The 14,751-nt window shown below is 36.6% G+C and carries 12 protein-coding genes; 6 read left to right on the plus strand and 6 right to left on the minus strand.

Annotation, left to right across the window (positions count from 1 at the left end; genetic code table 11):
• Positions 1-118: 118 nt before the first annotated feature.
• From FJR11_RS14370 to FJR11_RS14380, 3 genes are all read right to left on the minus strand, one after another.
• Positions 119-2,275: a dynamin family protein gene (locus FJR11_RS14370; protein ID WP_168504809.1), complete on the minus strand. Its 2,157-nt coding sequence runs from the start codon at positions 2,273-2,275 to the stop codon at positions 119-121.
• A gap of 131 nt (positions 2,276-2,406) precedes the next feature.
• Positions 2,407-4,488, minus strand: a complete 2,082-nt coding sequence (locus FJR11_RS14375; RefSeq protein ID WP_168504811.1) for a dynamin family protein — start codon at positions 4,486-4,488, stop codon at positions 2,407-2,409.
• Positions 4,489-4,500: 12 nt separating this feature from the next.
• Positions 4,501-4,806, minus strand: coding sequence for a hypothetical protein (locus FJR11_RS14380; protein WP_168504813.1), 306 nt, complete (start codon positions 4,804-4,806; stop codon positions 4,501-4,503).
• A 301-nt stretch (positions 4,807-5,107) separates the two neighbouring features.
• On the opposite strand from FJR11_RS14380, the gene FJR11_RS14385 reads away from it, so the two are divergent.
• From FJR11_RS14385 to FJR11_RS14405, 5 genes are all read left to right on the plus strand, one after another.
• Positions 5,108-6,082 carry a cysteine synthase A gene (locus FJR11_RS14385; protein ID WP_168504815.1) on the plus strand — a complete coding sequence of 325 codons (975 nt, stop codon included), beginning with the start codon at positions 5,108-5,110 and terminating at the stop codon, positions 6,080-6,082.
• Positions 6,083-6,209: 127 nt separating this feature from the next.
• Positions 6,210-6,431, plus strand: a complete 222-nt coding sequence (locus FJR11_RS14390) for a hypothetical protein (protein ID WP_168504817.1) — start codon at positions 6,210-6,212, stop codon at positions 6,429-6,431.
• 4 nt (positions 6,432-6,435) lie between these two features.
• Positions 6,436-6,864: a type II toxin-antitoxin system VapC family toxin gene (locus FJR11_RS14395; RefSeq protein ID WP_168504819.1), complete on the plus strand. Its 429-nt coding sequence runs from the start codon at positions 6,436-6,438 to the stop codon at positions 6,862-6,864.
• A gap of 11 nt (positions 6,865-6,875) precedes the next feature.
• The gene (locus FJR11_RS14400; RefSeq protein ID WP_168504821.1) at positions 6,876-7,199 is read left to right on the plus strand and encodes a ferredoxin; all 324 of its coding nucleotides are present in this window, start codon (positions 6,876-6,878) and stop codon (positions 7,197-7,199) included.
• Positions 7,200-7,255: 56 nt separating this feature from the next.
• Positions 7,256-7,903: a DUF5331 domain-containing protein gene (locus tag FJR11_RS14405; protein ID WP_168504823.1), complete on the plus strand. Its 648-nt coding sequence runs from the start codon at positions 7,256-7,258 to the stop codon at positions 7,901-7,903.
• Here FJR11_RS14405 and FJR11_RS14410 read toward each other — a convergent pair.
• Together FJR11_RS14410 and FJR11_RS14415 are read right to left on the minus strand one after the other, a co-directional pair.
• Positions 7,860-8,852, minus strand: a complete 993-nt coding sequence (locus FJR11_RS14410) for a folate-binding protein YgfZ (protein WP_168504824.1) — start codon at positions 8,850-8,852, stop codon at positions 7,860-7,862. The genes FJR11_RS14405 and FJR11_RS14410 overlap by 44 nt on opposite strands.
• 183 nt (positions 8,853-9,035) lie before the next feature.
• Complete coding sequence (locus FJR11_RS14415; protein WP_168504826.1) at positions 9,036-12,149, minus strand: alpha-mannosidase; 3,114 nt, start codon at positions 12,147-12,149, stop codon at positions 9,036-9,038.
• Positions 12,150-12,365: 216 nt separating this feature from the next.
• On the opposite strand from FJR11_RS14415, the gene FJR11_RS14420 reads away from it, so the two are divergent.
• Positions 12,366-13,670: a hypothetical protein gene (locus tag FJR11_RS14420; RefSeq protein ID WP_168504828.1), complete on the plus strand. Its 1,305-nt coding sequence runs from the start codon at positions 12,366-12,368 to the stop codon at positions 13,668-13,670.
• Positions 13,671-13,782: 112 nt separating this feature from the next.
• Here the strand turns inward: FJR11_RS14420 and xth are convergent, their stop codons facing one another.
• Positions 13,783-14,565, minus strand: a complete 783-nt coding sequence (gene xth, locus FJR11_RS14425; RefSeq protein WP_168504831.1) for an exodeoxyribonuclease III — start codon at positions 14,563-14,565, stop codon at positions 13,783-13,785.
• Positions 14,566-14,751 lie beyond the last annotated feature (186 nt).

Genomic DNA, 14,751 nt, shown 5'->3' on the forward strand with positions numbered 1-14,751 from the left:
TTCTCTTGTGTATCTCTATTGTTGAAACGAACCACAGAGACGCAGAGGTCACAGAGGTGGAAAGAAAGGAGATGTGAATATTTTTTGAGGATAGCGTTACTAGGGAATAAGGTCTTTTTTAGCCATGATGATCATTTAGAATATTGTAAGCTTCATTGACTAACCGCATTTTTTCTTGTACCTGTTTTTGCATTTGTGGTTGATTCACAAATAAGTCAGGATGCCATTTTTTTACTAATGTTTTATAAGCTTGTTTCACTTCCTTAAAAGCAGCAGTAGGTTGTAATCCTAAAACTATATAAGCGCGAGCAATTTCATCTTTTTGCGCTGGTGTTTTTGGCGGATTTTGTGTTTTTTGATGTGAATTTGGTGATTTCATATTAGCTTTTATTTCTGCTATTTCTTGTTCCATTTCCCAAGCCTGAAATTTTGCTTCTAATTCTGCGGGGTTTGGTGGTGGGGTATTAACTTTTTGACGCGGAGGTTCTACCTTTGGTGGAGGATTCTGAGGTGCATTTTCTTTGGGAGGTGGATAAACTTGTTGTTTTGGTATTTGAGGATTTGCAGATTTAGATTTATCTTGATAAGGTTGATATTTACTGGTGATATTCGCTTTTTTCAACTCTGACAATAATTGATTAAATTGATTTTGCAATCTTTGTAAATTTTCTCTTTGTTGAATAATTTCCAATGGTTCTTTACTCAGTTCAAAATAAATTACTTTGGCTGCTTTTTGTTGATATGCAGCTAATATAGATAAACCTTGATTACTAAAACTAGATAAATAATTTTCAGCCGCAGCTATACAAATTTTAGCAACCTGTTGATTATAAGAATCTTTAACTGACATTTGATCTTGCTTTTGCAAGTTTTTATTTAAAATATAGGAAATACTTCCCACCACAGCAGCACCCACAGGACCACCTAATAACCAACCAATACCACCTCCAACAGCAATGGAACTAGGATCTGTTACATCACTACTATTAAGATTGGTTGGTTTTGCAGGGAGGGTTAATTGAGGTATATTGGGGAAGGGAATTTTTAAATCTTCTGGACGTTCTGATTTGAAAAAATCATAAGCTTGATACAGCCATTTCATGACAGCAGTTTGTAATTCTGTCAAGTCTTTTTTCAAAGTTTCTGTTTGCCAAGATTGCAAATTATTTTCAGCCAGTGTAACTGCAATATCAGCTTGATATTTTATCAGTAAGTTAGGTAAAGATAACCAAGTTTCTAATTCATAAATGCTGGTTTTAAAACCTTGATAAATTAAGTTTTGTGCCTTTTGCTTAATTTCAAGTTTCGATTTTTCTTTATTATCAAAAGTTTGGATTTCCTGAGAAAAGTTATAAATTTTATCAACTAATAAAGTTTGCAGTTGAGAAGATATATTTTGCAATCTTGGTAAACGCACATTACCGCAATTTTGCTGTAAAATTCCGACTAGATTTTGTAAAGCTGTTTCAAAAGCAGCTAAACCGCTACTATTTGCAAGTGCAACATCACCTTTTAATCTAGCGCGTAAAGCGGGTAAAGCATCAACTCGATATAAATTACTAAAACCAGGAGGTAAGTCAGCGCGAAAACTTTCAGCTACAAATAATAACCGATTTTGGACTTGTTTTTGTTCTTCTGGTTCAAGTAAATTGAGAAAATTTGCTACAAAAATAACTGTTTTAATATTTCTATCTAATAACCAATCACGGAGATTTTCTCTTTCTCCTAAAGTCATGAGTTTCCGCGCGTCTAATAATTGAATAACTAAATCTGTACCAAATAATCTATCTTTTACTAAATTATCCTGTGCTTCTCTATCATTAGTTCCCGGTAAATCAATAAATTCTATTCCCGTTTCTAAAAAAGGATGGGGACAAAAAACCTCAACAGAAGCTACATCTTTTCGCATCTGTCTATTACCATCTAAAACCGCAAATTGTTGTAAAATTTCTGTACCACTGCGATAGATTTCTGTCCCATCTACTAACATAATCCGAGTGCGGACAGTTGTACCATATTTAACGGTAATTGCTGCACCCGTTGTGGGAATTAAATCAATCGGTAAGGTACGATTTCCTAACATTGCATTTAGCAAAGTTGACTTACCATGATTAAAAGGTCCAAATACCGCAATCTGAAAGTTAGGATTAGCTAAATAATCACAAATAGAATTTACATTTTCATATAGTTGGGAACTTTTATCTAAATTCAATACTTTACAAGTGGATTTTAAAGCATCTATTAATTCACTATAATGTTGATATTCTTGCTGCATGATTATTATTTGTTAATTCGATTTAATAATACTCTTATTTCTCCATTTTCTCATAGCTTTGTGCCTCTGCGTCTCTGCGTGAGAAAAAATATTGTGTTGGGTTTCCTTGCGTCAACCCAACCTACTTTTTATTAACTGTAATAAGCTAATAGATTACTGTAAGCAGTTTCTATTTTTTGCAATTGTTGAATGATGTTTTCTTGTAAGTTCTTAAACCGTTTAAATTCACTTTCTCTGTTAATTTCTCGTGTTTTTTTCTGTTGAAGCAGATTATCTAATTCTAATTTGCGAGAAGTAATATCATCATTAATGCGTTGACTGACTTCTTTTTCGTAAGTGCTAAAACACTCTTTTACTGCATCATAAACAATGGGAGCTTGTTCATTTGCTACTTGAGGAAGATATTTAATTAACTCTTTTTTTGTGGTTTTAACTAACTCCTTTCTGGCTTGATCTGCTTGTAAAATTCCTACTCCCAAACCTAATAAAGCAAAGCCAATTGGACCTAGAAAAATTCCTGTTACTGCGGTAATCATACCACCTACACCAATAACAGTGAAGTAGTTTAAAAGGATGTTTTTCCAATCAAATCCCGCACCAGCTAAAGCAACACCGGCTAAGTTACCTCTAGATAAAGATAATAAACCCATTGCCCATTTTGCCCAGCCAGGAGAGTTATCATCTTCTGTGGTAGTATGGGTGTTAACGTTCACTTTTTGTCCCGTTAATTTTTCGGTGATTTGATTGGTAACTTGATTGTAAGATGCACCATATTGAGCAGCAGAATTAGATAATTCTTTAAAGGCTGCATTCATGTCTTTTTCAGCATTTAATGTCCAAGCAGAAAATTTATCTGTGATATATTGTTCAAAGGCCTTTTGAAGTGCGATGTTAAAAGCGTCTCGTTTTCCACTACTCAAGAAGTCTAATAAATTTAATTCTGGTTGATAGCGCAAGAAATCATTTTCAAAGGTATTACCTAGATTTAAAACGTAGCTGCGGAAAGATTCGGAAATTCCTCGCGCTTGGTTATCTCTAGTATTGATAATTTCTTTTTGAAATTGATCACGAATTTGATTGAGTTTGGTAAATTCAGGTTCAACTGAATCAATGCGTTTTTTCAATTCATCTACATCTTGATCTAGTAAAGGAATGCGTCTTTCAATAGCTTCATAAGTATGATTTACCGCTTGTCTAGCTAAGGTTCTGACTTGACGTAATTCAGCGATCGCTCTTTCCCTCGTCAGAAAGGTATTTAACGCCCCCATAAACTCAGGAAACCCAGTTTTACTTAAATCAGCTTGGGGATTTTTTAATCTGCGTCTCAAGGCTTGAATTGAAGAAAGTTCAAACACTCTTTCATCATAAATATCTTGTCCATCTACATAACAATATTCAGCTAAATTAGCTTTAAATACTTGTCTGAGTCTAGTTTCTGCTGCTGTTAATTCCTCAATATCATCAGGATCAATTAATGATTCTTTTACCTGATCCCAAGCATTGACTAAAAAGAAAACCGATAAACCCCGTCCCTTGATATAATTCTCTAAATACCGTCTTTCCCCTAAAGTACAAGGTTGAGAAGCCCGCATCACAAATAAAATTGCATGACAGTTATTCACATACCCTAAAGATAACTCATTCCGGGCTTCTGTATCATTCAAACCTGGACTATCAACAATTTCAATCCCCTTTTCAAGTAAAGTCAAAGGATACTCAACCACAGCATAATCAACATCAGGAAATGCCTGTTTTTGTTCCTGTTCTAACTTCTTCGCTTCTGCCGGATCAATGGTATATTTATATTTAAAGCTTTGAAAATCTAGCTGTTGGGGACTTTTACCATCATTGAAATGAATAGTAACTTTCTTTTCTGCTCCATAGCGTAAAATTGTTAATACTGCGGTACAGGGATTTACGTCACTGGGTAATAAATTCTCACCAATTAAGGCATTGAGAAATGTACTTTTACCCCGTTTCATATCCCCTAAAACTAACAGCCGAAAAACACCATTCTTGAGATTTTTACTAGCGGCTGTAATGTCTTCAATATCTCTGGTTAAACTTAGTTTTCCCGAAGAATTATCTCCAGCCAATTCTGCTTGATTAATCGTATCGGCGATTTTACTTAAACAAATAGCAATTTCCGAACGAACTTGAGAAACCCGTTCTAAATCATTGATAAATTGGTCAGTTCCCACTTGATAACTCATGATGTTTATACTTTATTTAGAGTTCTTAATTTGCGATTCCAAGAAAAGCTTATAAACTAAAAAAGCCAAAGCCCCAAAAATCACAATTCCCGCTAAAGCTGAAGCCACTCGCACTGCAACTATAGTTGCAACAGCCAAACCAAAAAGTTTTCCACCGAGAATTACTTTTCTTAACCAAGGTTTTTGGGATTGTTCGGGTTGATGTTTCTGAGTTTGATAAAAAGGTGCATCAATAGAGTGGATTTGATCATCCATTTCTCGCAGTCGCTTTTCTACCTGACGTTGAATGTCTTGATTATGTTCATCGGGGGATTTCATTAGCGTCCACCTTATTTATGACATCATTTAATATATTGTATGATAACTTACGCACGGAAATAAACAGAGCAATATTAACATTGCTGCATTTAGTTTAAATCCAATCTTTTGTACTTGCTTTTCGGAAATTGTCGGTAAAAAGATCGCACTAAAATTGAGATTATAGCAATTTTAATGTATTTCTTCCTTAGCGTCTTTGCTCCTTAGCGTCTCTGCGCGAAACAAAATTACATAAAAATGTCAAAATTTGATAGCGAAGCGCTGCTATAAGTAGATCGGGAAGAACTCAGGTAAATTCAACATGGATATCAAAAATGGATTTGTCGGCACGATTGGCAATACACCACTGATTCGCTTAAACAGTTTTAGTGAAGAAACAGGTTGTGAAATCTTGGCCAAAGCGGAATATCTGAACCCTGGTGGTTCTGTGAAAGATCGGGCTGCGCTTTATATCATCGAAGATGCAGAAAAAAAAGGACTCCTCAAACCCGGTGGTACAGTAGTCGAAGGAACAGCGGGAAATACGGGAATTGGACTAGCACATATTTGCAACGTCAAAGGTTACAAATGCTTGATAATTATTCCCAATACCCAATCCCAAGAAAAAATAGATGCTTTGACTACCTTGGGTGCAGAAGTTCGTCCTATTCCTGCCGTACCTTACAAAGATCCGAATAATTACGTCAAGCTATCTGGTAGAATTGCGGCGGAAATGGAAAACGCCATTTGGGCTAATCAGTTTGATAATTTAGCCAATCGTGTTGCCCATTATGAAACCACAGGTAGAGAGATTTGGCAACAGACCGATGGTAAAATTGATGGCTGGGTAGCGGCGACTGGTACGGGTGGTACTTATGCTGGTGTGGCTATGTACCTAAAGGAACAAAATCCGGGCGTTAAATGTGTTGTGGCTGACCCTTTGGGTAGTGGACTATACAGCTATATCAAAACTGGTGAAATCAAAATGGTTGGTAATTCCATTACTGAAGGGATTGGTAATAGTCGCATTACCGCCAATATGGAAGGCGCACCGGTTGATGATGCTATCCAAATTGATGATCCAGAAGCCTTACGAGTTGTTTATCAATTATTAAGAAAAGATGGTTTATTAATGGGTGGTTCAACGGGAATTAATGTCGGTGCGGCTGTGGCTTTAGCTAAACAATTGGGACCAGGACATACTATTGTTACTATTTTATGTGACAGTGGTTCTCGCTATCAATCACGGATATTTAATCGTGAATGGTTAGCAAGTAAAGGATTAGTGATCAATTAGGAGTTTTTTATCTATCGCCACATAATAGTGGCGATGTTCAACATCTGTCAACAGTTATTGCTTATCGAAATGATATAATCAGAATTGTTCCCGTTTATTGTTTTCTTAATTAAGAGGTCAATCCGTCATGGAAAAAATAGAACTTGAATTAGATAGACTCACTTTTGAACGGGCAAAAACTATTGCAATTGTTAATCAGTCAACATTATCAGAACTGATTACTCAAGTAATTGAACGTTTAGCAGAAATACAAGCAAAAAAAGATCCCTTAATGGGATTATATGCGGATGTTCCAGAAATCGTTGATGAAATTGTCGTTGAAGCAATGGAAAAAAGAGGATATAGCTGATAAAATGAATAAAGTAGAGAAATCCCTACTTGATACTGATATTCTTTCAGAAATTATTAAACGGGCAAATCCTCAGATTATTGCCAAAGCCGATATTTACTTAAGCCAGTTTGAGAAATACACAATTTCTGCAATTACAGTGATGGAAATTGTGGAAGGATGGCAGAAACGCCAGCAAAAAGAACGTCTTCAGCAATTTTTAAACATCCTAATTTCACAGGAAATATTATCTTTTGATTTGACAGCTTCTGTATTAGCCGGAAAAATTTATGCTGATTTAGAAATAACAGGAAAAAGAATTGGTTATCCTGATTGCATGATTGCTGCTATTGCTATCAGTCATAATCTTACTTTAGTGACAGGTAATTTATCTCATTATCAAAGAATTCAAGATTTAGGTTATTCGCTAATACTAGATAACTGGCGTTTATAGTCAAAATGGTAATGGATGAATTAATATCAAATATCCCAAACCAGGAACAACCTCTTCCTATTTGTGTCCAAGTATGTCAACATCGTACTTGTAGAAAACAAGGTGCGGAGGAAGTATTAGCTGCTTTACAAGCTTTCCCCATACCTAATGTGACAGTTACAGCTACTGGCTGCTTAGGTCAATGTGGTAATGGTCCAATGGTGCTAGTCTTACCAGAAATGGTCTGGTATTGTCGGGTTTTACCCCAAGAAATACCCCGACTGGTAGAACAACATTTATTAAGTGGTCAAAGAGTCAAGAAAATGCTTTATTATCGGTTTCATCCCCACGGGTAAAACTAACTAAAAATATATCAATTCTGTAATTTGGTGCAAAGACAGTGAGGGAATGAATGGATATTCAGCATCTACGTCAATCATTAAAAATCAAGTGGCTAAGTTATTACGAACAAAATCGTTCTTGGCTCGTAAAAATGCGAATTTGGAAAGATTATGATGGTATCCGCCGTCCTTCTTCTGGTTACATTATCGCAACTTTATCTACTTTAGAACCAGAGTTAAAAAAAATCCTGCCTTTCATTTTGGATTTAAATAATGATCCTGATCAAATAATTGCGGCTTTGGGTTTGCATTTCAATCCTGAACAGGAGTTAAATATCCTAAAATCTCAGCATTCTACGGCGAAAAATGAGATTGTTAGTACCTCTCCTGCTCATATACCTTTGAGAGATTCACCTATACCGAAAGAACGCAAACAGGTGTTATTGAAAATGACTACAGGTGTTTCCGTAGTTGCAGTAGCCACTCCCGTTAATTACCATTCTTCAGTTAAGCTACCTGTAGTCATGGAAAGGGAAGAAATAGAGAAGCGATTGATAAATACTGCAATTCCCAGACCGAATATTCTCCCTGTTTCATCTACCCGTAGGAGTATGTTTCCTTCTTGGATAGATGAGTTATGTCCAGGTAGAGGGGATAGGGAAATGAATAAACCAATTACCCATTACTCAATGGATATTCGTGAGAGACAAAGGGAATAGAGACTATTTCTCCTTCTGTTTCTCCAACTTGCACTTTTAAGCCCACTCCACCGGCTTTACTCCTGATGTAACCTAGTCCAAAATGACCATCAGGAGTGTTTGTATAACTGGTGAGTTTACCTACTTTTTCTTCCCCAATGGTGATTATTGTTTCTGGTTCAGCAGCAGCATTGAGACGAATACCCCAAAGGTATTGTTTTACACCTTTGTATGTATTTAATCTGGCAATGGTTTCTTGACCGATATAACAACCTTTAGTAAAGGAAACTGTTTGCCATAAACCAACTTCTAAAGGGTTATAATCATCCGTGAGTTCTAAATCTGGAGCGGGACGACCTTGTAATATTCGTAACATCTCCCAGCCGCGATCGCTCAATTCTACAGCCCCCAATCCCAGTATTTTCTCCCACCATGTTTGTTTTTCTGCAACTGGTAAAATTAGAGTATATCCAGGTGCAGCCAAGCCGCTACCCACTGCAAACATCACCCCATCCACTAAAATATGATTACCATAGGGTTGACCAATTAGCTCACCAGCCCCCAATTTTTCGGCAATAGCATGACTTTGGGGTCCAATTAGGCTCAAAGTTGCCATTTCCTCAGTTACATCAGTTAATTTGACTTTATCTGCAAAGAAGATATAACGATCTAACCATGCCATAAGTACCTGACGACGGTTAGGGGAAACTAACAGTAAAACAGCATCATCTAATACATATCCAGTCACTAAATCAATTGTCCGGGCGGTAGATGTCACCATGACGGTATCACAGCCCTGACCGGGTTTGAGGGATTGAAAATCATTTGTACTTTGATTGTGTAAAAAACGCAGACGATCATCGTCAGAAACACGGATAAGCCCCCAATGGGAGCGATCGCTTACTGCTACCCCTTCCCGTACCGATTGGATAGCATTTACATCTTTAGTATCAATTGCAGATGTTAACATAGTGGTGCAAAATGCGTTAATTTGAATATGATCTGATGAGATTTTACCAGGTTATTTAAGTGTTGTCTAATTGAACTATAGCAATCCTATTTGATTTATGAACGGAGTTTTTAAAACGAACCGCAGAGACGCAGAGAGCGCAGAGGTAGAGAAAAAGAGGTGTTCATATCTTATTTAGGATTGCTATATAGTTTTTGGTATGATTCCAAAGGTAGCAATTTTCCAAGGTTGAATATTTTCTGTTGATTTGATATTATTTTCTAATAAATTAACTGGTTCTCCTAAACTTACAATCTCGCTTTCTAAAGATAAATTCGCTGTTTTTCCGTGACATTCATAAAAGCGAATTATAAACTTTTCTGGATGATCTTCACTAGGTTTAAGTGCCATTAAAATTAAATTATCTGCTGATAAATTCAGAAAACTTTGACTTGAGGACGCATTTGATGTAGATTGGTGATTTACTGGATTTACTAATATTTGAAAAGGCACGTTTAACTCATAACCCCGTTTAACGGTTTCCGCTGCTTCCCAACTGCCCAAATGAGGGTATAAGCTGTAGGTAAATTCATGTATTCCTCTATCAGCTTGGGAATCTGGCCAATGGGAACTTCTGAGGAGAGTTAGACGCAATTGGCTGGGTTGAGCATCGTAACCATATTTACAATCATTGAGGAGACTAACTCCGTATTTTCCTGTTTCTGCATCTGTGGTTAAATCTGCCCAATGTAAAGCGGGGACTTCCCATTTTGCCTTCTCTGCGGGGGTTTGGGGATTTGTGGGACGACGAATAGCACCGCAGGGGATTTCATAAGTGGCAAATTCGGCTTGGAGGTTGAGAGGAAAGGCTGTTTTAACTAATACTTGATTTTCTTGCCAATTTACAGTATTAGTTATTTTCAAAATTGGTGAACCAAGTTCCAAAATATAATCTTGACAAAATTCCGATTTTCCCAGTTGACGCACTACCCGCAAACGTTGGTGAATTTCTCCATATTCTTGCCATTGAATTAATTTTAATTCGGTTGCAGGTAGAGGTTTTGTGTTATAATCAGGATCTATATTCCAAGCATCCCAATATTGGCCGCTGTCGGTAAAAGCTTGAAGTTGATTTCCCGCACCATTGAGAATTTCTCGTTGTTGAATTTTATCAAAGACGTTGGTTAAATCTCCGGTTTCAGGGTTGACTTGAATTTGCAGATATTCATTTTCTAATATCCAGTTTTGGGGGAATATTTTAGGCTGGGGGGAAGTTGGAGAAAGCCAGAAAATGCTGTAACCTATGGAGGGGACAGTTGCGAAAAACAATAAAGTTGAATTTTCGCAGTTTTGGGATAAAATTTCTTTTCCTTTAATATCAGCAACTTTCCATTTTGGTTTATCTGGGGTGATGATTTTCGCTAAGTCAACGGTAACAACTTCCGCACGTTCCCAGTTAAGAGAGTTAAAAATTATGACGGGGATACTTTCAGAATTAGGAGGTTGTGGTATATTGATCTTAGATGTGATTCCTATTAATGACTCCTCTAATATTTTCGTTCCCATTTTTTCCACCGCTTCCCATTCTGGTAAAGCGTCTGCGTAAACTTGGGTAATGGAAGAACCGGGTAAAATATCGTGAAACTGGTTGAATAAAACTTTTTTCCACGCTGTTTCTATTTCTGTTTTCGGAAATTTTGCACCGCAGAGGATATTTGCTAAAGTTGCAAATAATTCCGCACTATATAATAGATGTTCAGATTTACGATTCCAACGTTTTTGGTCTGCGTGGGTAGTATAACATCCTCGGTGGAATTCTAAATAAAGTTCGTCTTCCCAAACTGGTAAGTTTTCACTTGCGGATTTTACTTCGTTGAGATATTTTTCTGAAGTTGTAAATTCTAACTTGGGGAAAATGGGGGAATGTTCCCACCGTCGTGCAGTTTCCAGCATATCACGAGTTGGACCACCACCATGATCACCAACACCGGGAAGCCAAAGGGAATCTTGTAAACCTGTTTGGGTTTTCCACTCACAAGCGTAGTCCGCCATTTTAACAGGTTCGATGGTTTGTCCGATGAGTGCAGACATAAAACTTAATGTTTGACTACCATCAGGCGATCGCCACCAAAATAAGCCATAATCAAATTTAGTTGTATCATTCCAGCGGAGTTTTTGCGTCACAAAGAACTCAATTCCCGCATTTGCAAAAAATTGGGGTAACGTCGCACAAAAACCAAAGGTATCGGGAACCCAAACCACAGTAGATATTTTTCCAAACTTCTGCAAAAAATACCGCTGTCCATATAATAACTGACGAACTATAGACTCACCAGCAATTAAATTTAAATCTGGTTCTACCCAAAAACCTCCCAAAACTTCCCATTTTCCCGCTGTAACTTGATTTTGAATTTCTCGGAATAAGTCGGGACGATTTTCCTCAACCCAAGCATACAACGCCGGGGTGGTATGACAGAAAATCAATTCGGGAAAATCCTGTTGGAGTTGTAAAGCTGACTCAAAAGTATTTTGTGCTGCTTTCCAAGTTTCCGCGACAGGCCATAACCATGCTAAATCTAAATGGGCATGACCTAATAAATTAATTTTATATTTTTGGGAGTTGATAAATTCAGCCAAACCCAAATAGGTTTCTCGCAAATTCACCAAATATGTTTTCCAGTCTTGATTTTCTGCGTCTTTGAGATTGGTAACTTTCTCAACTTCCGCAGCTAAATTGGGGATTTTTTCTGGTGCGAAGTTTCCTAAAAGAATTTCTGTAACTGCTAATTCATCAGCAATAAAACCAGCATCGGGATTATTGTAATCTGTTGACTCGTAAATTGCAAGCGATCGCATTAATGCCCCGTTGTCATGTCCCGGACTCACTAACCGCAAAGCTATGGTAAACTCATCACCAGGAGTTACACTAGAACTAAGCAACACTCGCGGTGAAGAATCAAACAAATCTCCCGTCAATATTAACTTATCATTAATATATACTTCCGCTAAATCCGCCCACCATACCAAAGCCACGCGCAAAGACAAACCCGCTAACGGAAAGTTATGTAAATGTTCAGGAACAGAAAATTTTTGTCCTAACCATAATACCTGTTTTCCCCCTTTCCAGAAAATATGATCTTTTTCATTTAGCTCAACAGGTTGCCAATCAGTTAAACTAAATGGGATAAAATCAGTAACTACCTCGTCAGGTTCCTGATATCTCCAGGTTGACTGGATATCAACTTGACAACAAGAACGCAAATTTTCAATTGCTGTTGATATAGATTTGGTATTCAATGAGGATATAGGAAGAGTCATATTTCTAATAAAATAATATAAATAATTGACGCTGACGAAAATTAACAGTTTGCTGTTTCCTGCGTACCCTTGGGCGGTCAAAAGTAATTTATCTAACCACAGAGGCACAGAGGACACAGAGTGAAGAGGTTGGAAAATTGTTGTTTAACCAAAATTTTTACTTACCTTGAAAGTGCTGGTCTCATAACTTAACGCTACAAATTATACATAATTATCATGTCTTCCGATTCTCCAAATCGTTATCAAAGCAAACTCTTTAACTTTGTCTACCAGCATTCTCGACGGTTGACACAAACACTGGAAAATACTTTCAAAAATTTGCAAGTTGCTACTGGTTCGGGTGTAGGTTCTCTACTTTATCCACTTTACCAATTATGGCAACAAAATGGCACAGCAAAACAATTAAATTCCGCAACTCCTCCTGCCAGTGATGCACCAATTCAAATTATATTAGATATAGTCAAAAGTCTTCCTCCTGGAGAAGCTGATATCCCAACTGCCCCAAAAACAAATCCTCTCACATTTTTGGGATCTTTGTGGGAGAAAATTTTTCCCAAGCCAAATTTTCCAACTTCAGAAAATACTCTCCAACAGCATATACCCACAGTACAGGGAATTGCGATAGAATTGCAAACCCGAAATTTGGTCTTAGTCAGTGCTGATAATCGGATTTTCGATGTTTTCACACCGCAGCAAAACGTCAAATTAGCAGATAGAATCAATAGCGAAATTAGCGAATATCGCTATTCTTTACAATTAATTTCTCACCAACAACCAGCATTATTACCCCAAATTGATCATCTGCTGAATAAGCTAACTGATGAAGATTCTATCATAGCCCGAAAATCTCTATTAAATCCAATTAAACTTTTTGGATTTCTAGATAAATTAATTGCTAATTTAGAAACTACGGCTTTAGTCCCTGTGCAAAAAAGTAGTCAAGAAATTATCAATAATTTCCAAAGTCAGTTTAACGACTTAGCAGTTAATCATGATGATTTAAAACCTCAGCAACCGCAAATTTCTGATTTAATAGCAGCCGCAATAAATTACTTTTTTGGGGGAAGAAATAATTATCAAATTGATGCAAATTCTTCTGCGGAAAAACTCCAAAGTAAATCTGATTTCACAAAGGTTTTGTCATCAAACAATCAGTTAGATTCTAGTGATTCTTTAGGAGATAATTGGTTGACATGGGATGATTTATTTGGTGAAACAAATACCAATATTGAGGAATCAGTACAGCAACCTCAAGCAAAAAGAGAATTCCCTGAGATTCACCGCAAAATAGGTCAACAAGCAAGCGAACCCAAAAATCAGGAATTTCCAGAAATAGACAGTCAAACCAGTCAAGGATTTAATTTTCAGCCTGACTGGATAGATATTTCTGCCACATCATTAGGTTATGAAAAACACCCATTAGAACAAATGCTGGAATGGTTAGATCGGTCTATATTATGGATAGAACAGATGTTCACAAATATGATTTATTTCTTCAGAGGTTTATTATTAGGGCGATAATATGTTGTAGGTTGGGTTGAACGAAGTAAAACCCAACAAACTCATTGAAAACAAACTCATTCAAATGTTGGGTTTTCTCAACCCAACCTACTTTTAAATTCTGACTTCTCAGCTAAAATTCCACAATTACTGGGGTATGATCACTAGGTTGAACTAACTTCCGGGGTTCAATATCAATAGTACAACTTTGAGCGCGTTCATACAAACTTGGTGTAAGATAATGATGATCTATTCGCCAACCTAAATTACGTTTAAAAGCAGCAGTTCGATAATCCCACCAACTATAATTTTCTCCTTCACTATTAAACTTACGGAAAGCATCTGCAAAACCTAAACTGAGAATATCTTGTAAAGCTTGACGTTCTAGCGTAGATGCCATAATGTGATTATCTATCTTGACCTTATCATTAATATCTATATCTTCTAAGGCAATATTAAAGTCACCGCACATAGAAATGTCAGGGTTTGATAATAGTAACTGCTGTAAATATTCTTTCAGTATTTTTAACCAGCCTAACTTATATTCATACTTTTCGCTACCAATAGCTGAACCATTGGGAACATAAAGATTAACAATTCTTACTCCCTCAATTAAACCTGTAATAACCCGTTTTTGTTCATCCCATTCTGATCCTATGTCTGGCAGAATAGAACTAAAGCCCACATTAACATCTATTAAAGGTTGACGGCTAATCAAAGCCACGCCATTATAAGATTTTTGTCCGGAAATATACGGATAATAGCCTAAATTTTCAAACGCAACACAGGGAAAGTCCTTGTCTATAACTTTGGTTTCTTGTAAACACAAAACATCAACAGGATTTTCTGTTAACCAATTGATAACCTGTTCTAAACGTGTCCGAACCGAATTCACATTCCAAGTAGCAACTTTCATTAGTTAATTATCAAAACGACTGTAAAATAACTGTAAAATAATTGTCTCATAAAAATTGGATCTTAATGATCCCTGAGATAGATGAATAAGGTCTATAATAGGTTGTAGGTTAATAATGTTCTCATGGGTCTTGATTGTTTTGATAAAAAAGCAGTTTGTAGAAATACTCTAAAAGCGGTTTAATTT

This window comes from Anabaena sp. UHCC 0187 (assembly GCF_009712035.1).
Lineage (GTDB): Bacteria > Cyanobacteriota > Cyanobacteriia > Cyanobacteriales > Nostocaceae > Dolichospermum.

What these genes read in the sequence shown, in the direction of transcription:
- FJR11_RS14400 (WP_168504821.1), top strand. Translation starts at nt 6,876, where the DNA reads ATGGATGAATTAATATCAAATATCCCAAACCAGGAACAACCTCTTCCT.
- FJR11_RS14415 (WP_168504826.1), bottom strand. Translation starts at nt 12,149, where the DNA reads ATGACTCTTCCTATATCCTCATTGAATACCAAATCTATATCAACAGCA.
- FJR11_RS14410 (WP_168504824.1), bottom strand. Translation starts at nt 8,852, where the DNA reads ATGTTAACATCTGCAATTGATACTAAAGATGTAAATGCTATCCAATCG.
- FJR11_RS14390 (WP_168504817.1), top strand. Translation starts at nt 6,210, where the DNA reads ATGGAAAAAATAGAACTTGAATTAGATAGACTCACTTTTGAACGGGCA.
- FJR11_RS14420 (WP_168504828.1), top strand. Translation starts at nt 12,366, where the DNA reads ATGTCTTCCGATTCTCCAAATCGTTATCAAAGCAAACTCTTTAACTTT.
- xth (WP_168504831.1), bottom strand. Translation starts at nt 14,565, where the DNA reads ATGAAAGTTGCTACTTGGAATGTGAATTCGGTTCGGACACGTTTAGAA.
- FJR11_RS14375 (WP_168504811.1), bottom strand. Translation starts at nt 4,488, where the DNA reads ATGAGTTATCAAGTGGGAACTGACCAATTTATCAATGATTTAGAACGG.
- FJR11_RS14395 (WP_168504819.1), top strand. Translation starts at nt 6,436, where the DNA reads ATGAATAAAGTAGAGAAATCCCTACTTGATACTGATATTCTTTCAGAA.
- FJR11_RS14370 (WP_168504809.1), bottom strand. Translation starts at nt 2,275, where the DNA reads ATGCAGCAAGAATATCAACATTATAGTGAATTAATAGATGCTTTAAAA.
- FJR11_RS14380 (WP_168504813.1), bottom strand. Translation starts at nt 4,806, where the DNA reads ATGAAATCCCCCGATGAACATAATCAAGACATTCAACGTCAGGTAGAA.
- FJR11_RS14405 (WP_168504823.1), top strand. Translation starts at nt 7,256, where the DNA reads ATGGATATTCAGCATCTACGTCAATCATTAAAAATCAAGTGGCTAAGT.
- FJR11_RS14385 (WP_168504815.1), top strand. Translation starts at nt 5,108, where the DNA reads ATGGATATCAAAAATGGATTTGTCGGCACGATTGGCAATACACCACTG.